Annotated in this window: 8 protein-coding genes and 1 riboswitch; all 8 genes read left to right on the forward strand. The window is 38.9% G+C overall.

Annotated features, from left to right (window positions below):
• The first annotated feature begins 8 nt into the window (after positions 1-8).
• The 8 genes from ACIQ1H_RS22065 to ACIQ1H_RS22100 all read left to right on the forward strand — a co-directional run bounded on the left by ACIQ1H_RS22065 (position 9) and on the right by ACIQ1H_RS22100 (position 11,572).
• Entirely contained in the window at positions 9-1,397 is a 1,389-nt protein-coding gene (locus tag ACIQ1H_RS22065) for a protoporphyrinogen oxidase (protein ID WP_139859589.1), read from the forward strand.
• Between the two features lie 124 nt (positions 1,398-1,521).
• Positions 1,522-1,621: riboswitch (SAM riboswitch) on the forward strand.
• 89 nt (positions 1,622-1,710) lie between these two features.
• Complete coding sequence (locus ACIQ1H_RS22070) at positions 1,711-3,558, forward strand: bifunctional homocysteine S-methyltransferase/methylenetetrahydrofolate reductase (RefSeq protein ID WP_139859586.1); 1,848 nt, start codon at positions 1,711-1,713, stop codon at positions 3,556-3,558.
• Positions 3,551-6,982, forward strand: a complete 3,432-nt coding sequence (gene metH / locus ACIQ1H_RS22075; RefSeq protein ID WP_402892067.1) for a methionine synthase — start codon at positions 3,551-3,553, stop codon at positions 6,980-6,982. Before ACIQ1H_RS22070 ends, metH begins: the two co-directional genes overlap by 8 nt.
• A 167-nt stretch (positions 6,983-7,149) precedes the next feature.
• The gene (locus tag ACIQ1H_RS22080) at positions 7,150-7,650 is read left to right on the forward strand and encodes a GNAT family N-acetyltransferase (RefSeq protein WP_402892069.1); all 501 of its coding nucleotides are present in this window, start codon (positions 7,150-7,152) and stop codon (positions 7,648-7,650) included.
• Between the two features lie 176 nt (positions 7,651-7,826).
• On the forward strand, positions 7,827-8,858 hold the full coding sequence (desA, locus tag ACIQ1H_RS22085; protein ID WP_402892071.1) for a Delta(5) desaturase DesA: 1,032 nt from the start codon (positions 7,827-7,829) through the stop codon (positions 8,856-8,858).
• Between the two features lie 144 nt (positions 8,859-9,002).
• Positions 9,003-10,148 (forward strand): sensor histidine kinase, encoded by a 1,146-nt coding sequence (locus ACIQ1H_RS22090; protein ID WP_443136926.1) that lies wholly within the window; start codon positions 9,003-9,005, stop codon positions 10,146-10,148.
• 15 nt (positions 10,149-10,163) lie between these two features.
• Positions 10,164-10,769 (forward strand): response regulator transcription factor, encoded by a 606-nt coding sequence (locus ACIQ1H_RS22095; protein WP_139860798.1) that lies wholly within the window; start codon positions 10,164-10,166, stop codon positions 10,767-10,769.
• Positions 10,770-10,855: 86 nt separating this feature from the next.
• A complete protein-coding gene (locus ACIQ1H_RS22100; RefSeq protein WP_139860800.1) occupies positions 10,856-11,572 on the forward strand; it encodes a 3-ketoacyl-ACP reductase in 717 nt (238 codons plus the stop codon).
• Positions 11,573-11,887 lie beyond the last annotated feature (315 nt).

Raw genomic sequence — 11,887 nt, forward strand, 5'->3', positions numbered from 1 at the left:
GATTCTTCATGGAAACAATAGTTGTATTAGGTGGCGGCATTACTGGTTTATGTACGATGCATTATTTACAACGCCAAGTATTGGAGAAAAAAATAGATGTAAAACTAGTGCTAGTTGAAAAAAATGCTTATTTAGGTGGAAAGCTTCACTCTGCGTATGACCAAGGTTTTATAATGGAAACGGGTGCTGATTCAATTGTTGCTCGGCATAAAGGGGTCATGGAGCTAGTGCAGGAGCTTAATTTTGAACAGGAGCTGGTGTACAACGAAACAGGGGTATCTTATATCTATACAAACGACGAATTACATGCAATACCAGCAGATTCAACATTCGGTATCCCTATGAGCTTATCTTCTCTTGAAGCGAGTACACTTGTATCAGACGCTGGTAAACAAATTGCATTACAGGACTTAACGATGCCAAATAAAGGATTTACTAAAGAAAGCTCAATAGGTGAATTTTTAACGTATTACTTAGGAGAAGAGCTTGTACAAAATCAAATAGCACCAGTATTAGCAGGCGTATATTCTGGAGACCTACATCAACTTTCGATTGCATCTACACTGCCGTACTTAATTGATTATAAAAATGATTACGGAAGCATCATTAAGGGGTTTGATGCAAATCGCGAACAATTTATGAAAGCTTCCAATAAAAAATTTATTTCGTTTAAAGAAGGCTTATCATCACTGATTGATCGCCTTGAAGAAACATTAACAGAAGTAGAAATTATTAAAGGTGTAGCAACAACAAGTGTAAAGAAACATGAAGGGCAATATACAATCACTTTAGCTAATAATAGAAAGCTTGAGGCTAATCACGTTGTATTAGCACTACCGAATGATGCGGTGCAAAGCTTATTACAGGACCCATCGTTGGATCGTTACTTTAAAGAATTTACGACAGCTTCTGCCATAACAATTTACTTAGGCTTTGATGTACCAGATGCAGTGTTACCAGCAGATGGAACGGGTTTTATTGTATCGCATAATTCAAATGTGCAATGCAATGCGGCAACGTGGACAAGCCGAAAATGGAAGCATACATCTACTAATAGTAAATTACTTGTACGACTGTTTTATAAGAGCATTAATCCTGCGTACGAAAAATTACGAAAGATGACAGATGAAGAACTAGCAGCTGTCGCATTAGAAGATGTGAAGAAAAGTTTAGGTATTGATGAAAAGCCAACTGTTGTTAATGTTGCAAAGTGGATCGACCAAATGCCGAAATACGATTTAGCACATCATGAAGCATTGAAGGGCTTAACAGCTGAGCTTGCAGAAAAGTATCCCAATTTATCGATAGCAGGTTGCTCTTATTTTGGAGTAGGTATTGGTGCTTGTATTCAAAATGGTAAAAAAATAGGCGAAGAGCTTGCAGAAAAACTAGTATAGCAGTGAAATAAATACGAAAATAGGTATTTTTCTGGGGAAATCTCCTTTGTTAAGTGAAATAGTCTTGACTCTATCGCCTGTAAACGATATGATTCTTTTAATTATTTGAAAAATTCATACTACATTCTTATCGAGAGAAGCCGAGGGACTGGCCCAATGAAGCTTCAGCAACCAACTCATGTCAGGTGCTAAATCCAGAAGACCTTATTGGTCGAAGATGAGAAGGAAAAACAATTACGATTCGTTAAAGCCTTCTTTTTTGTAAAAGAAGGCTTTTTATATTTTGGGAAAAAGGAAAGTGAGGCTTACGTTTATGGGATTGCTAGAAAAGTTAAAAACACATGTGTTAACTGCAGATGGTGCTATTGGTACTGTTTTATATGGCTACGGCTTGGAGTACTGCCATGAAGAAATGAATGTACAGAAACCAGAATTAATTGAAAAAATTCATAGAGAATATATTGCTGCTGGTGCAGATGTAATTCAGACAAATACTTATGGGGCTAATGCTATTAAATTAGCACGCTACGGCTTAGAATCGCGAGTGCAGCAGTTTAATGAAGCGGCGATCACGATTGCTAAACGTGCTGCAGCAGATGGTGGGCAATTTGTGTTAGGCACAATTGGGGGCATCCGCGGTATTCGTAAAAGTGATGCTACGTTAGAGGAAATTTTAACGACAGTTGAAGAGCAAGCTAATGTGTTACTTGCAGGCAATCCAGACGGCCTTTTACTTGAAACGTATTATGATTTCGAAGAGTTAAGCGCAACGTTAAAAATGTTACGTGCCAAAACAAAGCTACCAATTATTGCGCAGGTGTCAATGCATGAACCTGGCGTGTTACAAAATGGAATGGCATTAAATTATGCATTGCACGAGCTTGAGATGCTTGGTGCAGATGTAGTTGGCGTAAATTGCCGTTTAGGTCCGCATCATACCATTCAAGCATTCGAAGGTGTTGAACTTCCTGAAAAAGCATTTATGTCTGCCTATCCAAATGCCTCATTGCTAGATTTAGAGGATGGGCGTGTCGTTTATGAATCAGAAGCAGATTATTTTGGTCGAGCAGCGGTTGCACTAGTTGACCAAGGTGTTCGTTTAATAGGTGGCTGCTGTGGCACAACACCAAAGCACATTGCGGCAGCTAAAAAATATTTAGAAGAGTTAACACCTATTGAAGAAAAGTTAGCTAAGCCTGAAAAAGTAGAGATTGTACGAGAAGCAGAGCCTGCAACATATGAGCCGTTACATGAAAAGGTGAAACGTGAGCGCTCAGTTATCGTGGAGTTGGATACACCGAGGCATTTAGAGATTGATGGCTTTATTCAAGGGGCGAAAAAATTATATGAAGCAGGCGCAGATGTAGTGATGATGGCAGATAACTCACTTGCATCGCCACGCATTAGTAATGTGGCAATGGGTGCGTTATTAAAGGAAACACATGGTGTTCGACCATTAACGCATATAACGTGTCGTGACCGTAATTTAATTGGATTACAGTCGCATTTGATGGGCTTAAATGCACTTGGTATTCATGATATTTTAGCGGTTACTGGAGATCCGACTAAGGTAGGCGACTTCCCTGGTGCAACAAGTGTTTATGATGTATCTTCTATGGAGCTAATCCAACTGATTAAACAGTTGAATGAAGGTATTTCATTTTCTGGAAAGCCACTTCGTAAAAAAGCAAACTTTTCTGTAGCGGCAGCATTTAATCCGAATGTCCGTGTGTTAGATCGAGCAGTAGCCCGTCTAGAGAAAAAAATTGAACATGGCGCCGATTACTTTATTTCTCAGCCTGTTTATACGAAAGAGAAAATTATTGAAATTTATGAGGCAACAAAGCATTTAGATGCACCAATTTATATTGGGATTATGCCAGTAACAAGCTATAAGAGTGCTGAATTTTTACACCATGAAGTACCAGGTATCAAACTATCAGATGATGCACTGTCACGTATGAAGGCATGTGGTGAAGATAAAGAACGTTCAACATTAGAAGGGATTGCAATTGCTAAAGAGTTAGTAGAAGTAGCTGCAGAGTATTTCAATGGTATTTACTTAATTACACCGTTTTTACGCTATGATATGACGCTAGAGTTAATGAAATTTATTGAGCAATTGGATGAACAGAAAAAAGGGGTAAGTATAGATGGCTAAGCACTTGATTGAAGAGCAACTAGAGAAACGAATATTAATTCTTGATGGCGCAATGGGTACAATGCTTCAAAATGAAAACTTATCAGCAGAAGATTTTGGTGGCGAGGAGCTTGATGGATGTAACGAGAACCTTGTTTTAACGAGACCTGATGTGCTTGAAAAGGTTCACCGAAAATATTTAGAGGCTGGTGCGGATATTATTTGTACAAATACGTTTGGAGGTACGCCTCTTGTATTAAATGAATATAATCTTGGCTCTAAGGCGGAAGAAATTAATAAACGTGCAGTGGAAATTGCGCGCAAAGTAGTAGATGAGTTTTCTACTCCAGAATGGCCTCGCTTTGTAGCGGGGGCGATGGGGCCAACGACGAAAACATTATCAGTAACTGGCGGTATTACCTTTGATGAACTCGAAGAAAACTTTTATGTACAGGCAAAGGCGTTAATCGAAGCGGGTTCGGACGTACTGCTTCTTGAAACGAGTCAAGATATGCTAAATGTAAAAGCGGGGACGCTCGGGGTATCACGTGCATTTGAAGACACTGGGAAAGAACTACCTGTTATGATTTCTGGCACGATTGAGCCAATGGGTACAACGCTAGCGGGGCAAACGATTGATGCCTTTTACATATCAATTGAGCATATTAAGCCGTTATCTGTCGGCTTAAACTGTGCGACTGGTCCAGAATTTATGACAGATCATATTCGTTCGTTAGCAGAGCTTTCTACAGGCTATATTAGCTGTTATCCAAATGCTGGTTTGCCAGATGAGGAAGGCTGCTATCATGAATCGCCAGAATCATTATCTCGAAAATTAAAAGGTTTTGCTGAAAAAGGCTGGCTTAATATTGTTGGCGGCTGTTGTGGAACAACACCAGCACATATTGCGGCAATCCGAGAAGTGCTGAAGGATGAAAAGCCGCGTCAATTACCAGAAAGTACACATGGTCATGTTGTATCTGGTATTGAACCTTTAGTCTATGATGATTCGATGCGACCGCTATTTATTGGTGAGCGGACGAACGTAATTGGCTCTCGAAAATTTAAAAATTTAATCATTGACGGGAAATATGAGGAAGCTGCAGAAATTGCACGTGCACAAGTGAAAAACGGGGCACATGTTATTGATATTTGCTTAGCGAACCCAGACCGTGATGAATTAGAGGATATGCGTGGCTTTATGCAGGAAGTTGTTAAAAAAGTAAAAGTACCGCTTGTAATTGATTCTACAGATGAGAAAGTAATTGAGGAAGCGCTGAAATTTTCACAAGGTAAAGCCATTATCAATTCTATTAATCTAGAGGATGGCGAAGAACGTTTTGACGCCGTAATGCCATTAGTGAAAAAATATGGTGGCTCTTTAGTTGTCGGTACGATTGATGAGCAAGGGATGGCAGTAGATCGCCATCGTAAACTAGAAATTGCCGAGCGTTCTTATCAATTATTAACAGAGAAATGGGGCTTAGCACCTGAGGATATCATTTTTGACCCGCTTATGTTCCCAGTTGGTACAGGGGATGAACAATATATTGGTTCAGCACTTGAAACAATCGAGGGCATTCGTCTTATTAAAGAAAAACTGCCTCGCACGTTAACGGTTCTTGGCGTAAGTAATATTTCCTTCGGCTTACCACCAGTTGGGCGTGAAGTATTGAATGCCGTCTATTTATATCACTGTACACAGGCGGGCTTAGATTATGCGATTGTTAACACGGAGAAGTTAGAGCGTTATGCATCGATTCCTGAAGAGGAAATTAAGCTTGCAAATGACCTATTATTCAATACAAATGATGAAACATTAGCGGTATTCACTGATTTTTATCGTGATAAAAAGAAAGAGAAAACTGAAGCAGATATTCCGAAAACAGTGGAAGGACGCTTAGCATATTATATTTTAGAAGGTACTAAAGAAGGGCTTATTGAGGATCTTGATGCTGCCCGTGAAATTTTTGACGCACCGCTTGATATTATTAATGGACCATTGATGGAAGGGATGGCTGAGGTTGGCCGCTTATTCAATGATAATCAGCTTATTGTAGCGGAAGTATTACAATCTGCAGGGGTCATGAAGGCAGCTGTAGCGCATCTTGAGCAATTTATGGAGAAAAATGAGGACAGCTCAGGTAAAGGTAAAATGGTGCTTGCCACTGTAAAAGGTGATGTGCATGATATTGGTAAAAACCTCGTAGATATTATTTTAAGTAATAACGGATATAAAGTCGTTGATTTAGGCATTAAAGTAACGCCATCTCAGTTAATCGAGGCTATTCGTAAAGAAAAGCCTGACTTTATCGGTCTATCTGGTTTGCTTGTTAAATCTGCTCAGCAAATGGTTATCACTGCGCAAGACTTTAAAGCAGCAGGAATTAATGTGCCTATATTAGTAGGAGGCGCAGCATTATCTCGTCGCTTTACTGAAACGAAAATTGCAAACGAATATGAAGGACCTGTTATTTACTCAAAAGATGCGATGCAAGGTCTAGAGCAAGTGAATCTTTTAATGGGTACAGAGACTAGAGAGAACTTTTTAGCAGAGATCGCTGACTCGCGTCAAAAACGATTAGAGGCAGACGAGAAACGAGCAGCACGTCCAGCGAAAGAAATCACTGTGAAGCCTGTACGGACAATAAAAGATGCGCCAGTCTTTCTGCCTGCGGATGTTCGTCGTCATGTCAAAAAGGACTATTCGGTGTCACATTTATATCCATACGTGAATATGCGAACATTGATTGGTCACCACCTAGGATTAAAAGGGCAAGTGCAGCAATTACTTGATGCGGGAGACGCACGTGCAACAGAACTAAAACAATTAGTTGACGAATATTTACAAAGTGATTTATTGAAACCTTCAGGCTTGTATCAGTTTTTCCCTGCGCAAGCAGATGGAGATGATGTAGTCGTATATGATCCAGCAGATAGTAAAACGGAAATTGAGCGTTTTACATTCCCTCGTCAGCAAATGGAACCGTTTATGTGTTTAGCGGACTTCTTGAAAACAGTAGATAGCGGAGAGATGGATTATATTGCACTGATGGTTGTAACTGCTGGACAAGGTGTGATGGCGACAGCTAGGCAGTTAAAAGAGGAAGGGAAATTCCTTGAAAGTCATGCCCTTCAATCAACAGCTCTTGAGCTTGCCGAAGGCTTTGCGGAGCGTATGCATCAAGAAATTCGTGATCAATGGGGCTTCCCTGATAACACAGATTTCACAATGCGCGACAGATTTGCAGCCAAATACCAAGGGCAACGTTTCTCATTTGGCTATCCTGCCTGCCCGAACTTAGAAGATCAAGAGAAATTATTTGGCTTATTAAAGCCTGAAGATATTGGTGTGCATTTAACAGAAGGCTTTATGATGGAACCAGAAGCGTCTGTATCTGCAATTGTTTTTGCACATCCAGATGCAAGATATTTTAATGTGTAATTTAAATTACATGTCAACGTCTACGAAGGGTATGTCACGGCTTTTGAAATATGTAGTCAAAGTCGGATATGCCCTTAGTGGCTTGGTGAAACGAATAGTTGCATTATGTATAAGCCCTGCCGTTGTCGGTAGGGTCTATTTCTTTAAATAGAAGGACGTGAACAAGAGTGATTCGATTTATGGAAGAAAAAGATTTACAGGAAGTTTTAGTTATTTACAACGACATTATATTAACGAGTAAAGCAGTATATAGGTATGAAATACAATCATTAGAGGAAAAGAAACAATGGTTTGTAGAGCAAAAGGCAGCTGGAAATCCGTTGTTAGTTTTTGTGGAAAATGGCGTAATTGCAGGTTTTGCAAATTACAGTCAGTTCCGCCCTTATCCAGGTTATAAGTATACAATGGAACATTCAGTATATGTGCACAAGGACCATTATAAAAAGGGCATTGCAACGAAGTTAATGCATCGATTGATTGAGATCGCACAGGAGCAAGGGATTAAAACATTAGTTGCGGGTATCGATGGTGAAAATATTGGAAGTATTAAGGCGCATGAGAAGCTAGGATTTGAATATGCAGGAACAATAAAAAATGCAGGCTATAAATTTGATGAGTGGCTTGATTTAGTATTCTACCAACTGCAATTACGTGGACCTGAAAAGTAATGTGAATTAGCTGAATGGAGTAAAGTGTACTACCTGATTGGAGTTAAAAAAATTACTCGGCTTTCGTTAATGCGTATGACAAATGTCATGCGCTTTTTATGATGTTTGCGTCTGTTGCTAGTTATACTCTTGTTTTATGATGAGGTCATAAGCAAAAGGAAACGAGGGAAAAGGGAATGGCAACAGATAAAGAAAAAACGAAGAAATTGCGCCAAGATGTAGCGCCATTTGCGAAATCAGATACAGGTAAAAGTATTTTTCAAATGGTCAATACGATTGTTCCGTTAATTGTCCTATGGATTGCTGGTTATATGTTAGTGGATGTTTCACCATGGTTAACTGCAGGTTTAAGTATTATTTCTGCTGGATTTGTCGTTAGAACATTTATCATTTTCCATGATTGTACCCACGGTTCATTTTTCAAAAGTAAAAAAGCTAACGACTGGGTTGGCTTAGTAACTGGGGTAATTACATCTTTCCCGTATGAAAAATGGAAGCGTGAGCATACAATCCACCACGCAACAAGCTCGAACTTAGATAAGCGTGGTATTGGTGATATTGATATGATGACAGTAGAGGAATATTTACAATGTTCTAAAGGCCAACGTTTATGGTACCGTTTTTACCGTAATCCACTTGTAATGTTCGGCTTAGGACCGTTGTACATGGTGTTAATCTTGAATCGTTTTAACCGAAAAGATGCGAAACAAAAAGAACGCACGAACACTTACGTAACGAATATTATTATTTTAGGTATCTGTGCAGCTCTTATTTACGCTATGGGCTGGCAAGCATTTTTATTAGTTCAAGGTATTACTTTATTTGTCGCTGGTTCCCTTGGAATTTGGTTATTTTACATTCAACATACGTACGAGGATTCTTACTTCGAGCACGATACAGAGTGGGATTATGTAAAAGCTGCTGTTGAAGGTAGCTCGTACTATAAACTACCGAAGCTATTACAATGGGCAACAGGCAATATCGGCTTCCACCACGTGCACCATTTAGCACCACGTGTACCGAACTATAATCTTGAAAAAGCACATAATGAAACGCCACCATTGCACTCAGCTACTACAATTACATTGCGTACAAGCTTAGAATCTTTACGCTATAAATTATACGATGAAGAACTTGGCAAATTTGTAACGTTTAAAGATGTAAATGAAATTATAAAGCGAAAAACGAAAGGCAGTATTGCTGCTTAGTAGTAAACAGCCATCTCTATTTGGGATGGCTGTTTTATATAAAATAGCATTTGTCTGTTTGCAAACTACAAAAAGCAAGTGAAGGCGCAATTATTCTTTTCTTGTTATAATGTAGGGAAAAGTAGGAAAGAGCGTGAGATTATGATGAAGAAATGGCATAGTATCATTCCGAATAGTCCTATGCTCAGTATTTATTTATGGGTTATTTTTTGTTTTCTACCGTTTTTCTTTATTTTTAGAAAATCATCGTCCATTGAAATATCAATAGGAATTACTTTTTTAATGCTCTATTTTATTTTTTATCGATTTTCTGTGAACTCTAAAAACGGACTAGTGTATATGTGGATTAGCTTTGAGATGGTCATTAATATTATTTTAACTATATTATATGGTTATGTGTATTTATCCATTTTTACAGCCTTTTTTATAGGTAATATCCGAAGACCTGTTGGCTTTTACATAATGTATGGGCTCCATATCGGTTTTACAGTGATCTCTACAGGAGCTGGTTTCTTTGTCGAGCTACATTTGTTTTTATCACAGCTACCTTTTGTCGTATTAACAATATTGGCTGTAGTACTTTTACCTTTAACGATTTATTCGAAAAATAAGCGTGAAAATTTAGAAGGTCAATTAGAAACCGCAAATGAACGAATTGCTGAATTAATTGTCTTTGAGGAACGACAACGTATTGCGCGTGATTTACATGATACGCTTGGTCAAAAGTTGTCAATGATAGGTTTAAAAAGCGACTTAGCTTCAAGACTTATTGCACGAGATCCAGAGCAAGCTTTAATTGAAATTAAGGATATCCGCCAAACAGCTAGTATTGCTTTGAAAGAAGTTCGAGAATTAGTGTCCGATATGCGGACAACGAAATTTGAAGACGAGCTTATGCGCATTTCTCAAATTTTGAAAGCGGCAGAGATGGAATTTGTTTTTGAGGGGGATAAGGACGCCTTGCATGTTCCACCTCTCGTAGAGAATGTTTTATCGATGTGTTTAAAGGAAGCGGTCACGAATATTGTAAAGCATAGCGGAGCAACTAAATGTGAAATTGCCTTCCATCAAAATTTTAAAGAATTACACCTAGTTGTTCGAGATAATGGACAAGGTATTGCAAAAAAACAAGCATTAAAGTCAGGTAATGGCTTAAAAGGGATGCATGAACGCTTAGAGTTTATAAATGGTTCATTTAAAATAGAAAGTGAAAACGGCACAACTTTAACGGTATCTATACCAGTGACAATTACACATCAAAAAGTTAAAGAAAATTTGAAGCACTTATAGAAAGAGGGGTATAGCATGATACGAATTGTAATTGCTGAAGATCAGGGGATGCTGTTAGGCGCACTTCGTTCCTTACTTAGTATGGAAGAAGATATGGAGGTCGTCGGTTTAGCAAAAAATGGTGAGGAAGCATTGGCGCTTGTAGAAGAGCATCAGCCTGATATTTGTATTATGGATATTGAAATGCCAGTGAAAACTGGACTTGATGCGGCTGAAGAATTGCAGAACTCAGACTGTAAAGTAATTATATTAACAACATTTGCTAGACCTGGTTACTTCGAACGTGCAAGAAAAGCAGGGGTAAGAGGTTACTTATTAAAGGATAGCCCTATCGAGGAATTGGTGAGTGCTATTCGGACAATCGTCGATGGTAAACGAATTTATGCACCAGAACTTGTTGATTTTGTTTATGAGGATGATAGTGAAAATCCACTAACTGATCGTGAGAGCCAAGTGTTAACACTAGTGGCTGAGGGGAAAACGACAAAAGAAATTGCGGCAGAGTTATTTTTATCGGCAGGGACAGTGCGCAATTATATTTCAACAATATTAGAGAAGCTTCATGTCGGGAACCGTATTGAGGCAATTGCACGCTTTAAGGAAAAAGGATGGAATAAGTAAGTCTTCTGAATGTACTTTTGATGGGTGAATAGGTATGCTAAAAAACATAGATTTTATCTATCACTATTCATAAGGGAGTAAGATATATGCAAACTATTTCTGGTAAAACGGCTTTAATTACGGGAGCAGGTCGCGGTATTGGCCGTGCAACAGCTATCGCCTTTGCAAAAGAGGGCATTAACGTAGGGCTAGTAGGACGTACATTAGAAAATTTACAACAAGTTGCAAATCAACTAAAGGCATATGATGTGAAAGTCGCGATAGCTACAGCAGATGTAGCAAATTTGCAATCCATCACAACGGCAGTAGAAAGTGTTCGAGCGGAGTTAGGTCCAATCGATATTTTAGTAAATAATGCGGGCATTTCAAAATTCGGTAAGTTTTTAGAACTTTCACCTGAAGATTGGACGAATATTGTAGATGTAAATGTTAAAGGTGTCTATTACACAACACGTGCCGTCCTACCAGAAATGATTGAACGTGAGTCTGGGGACATTATTAATATTTCATCCACAGCAGGTCAAAAAGGTGCGCCAATTACGAGTGCTTATAGTGCTTCGAAAGCGGCTGTGATTGGCATGAGTGAATCATTAATGTTAGAAGTTCGAAAACATAATATCCGTGTTGCGACGTTAACACCAAGTACGGTTGCGACAGATATGGCAGTTGAATTACAACTAACTGATGGTAATCCAGAAAAAGTCATGCAGGCTGAAGATTTAGCAGACTTAATGGTTGCCCAATTAAAATTACATCCGCGTGTTGTTTTAAAACATGCAGGTCTATGGTCAACGAATCCTTAAAAAGTAGTTGTCCAGCAGAAAATGAGAAAAAGTGTTAGATTGATGGCAGTCAATCTAACACTTTTTTGCTATGCCGTTGATGTTCGCTACGGCGGGTGCTTTCCGCGGGCACACACGTAAGCCACAACCCTCGCTAGCGCGCGGTTTGTTGTGTCTTACATTGCGTGCGTTCCCGCAGGAGTCACCGCCTTCGCTACCATCAACTAGTGTTCTATTCTATTTTTTATTGACTGCAAAAGAATGAATAGTTATAGCTTCATTCATTTTACAGAGCGGAAAATTGTCATCACATGGATCTAACACTTTTTGCTATAT

This window comes from Lysinibacillus sp. NPDC097279, assembly GCF_044761745.1.
Taxonomy (GTDB): domain Bacteria; phylum Bacillota; class Bacilli; order Bacillales_A; family Planococcaceae; genus Lysinibacillus.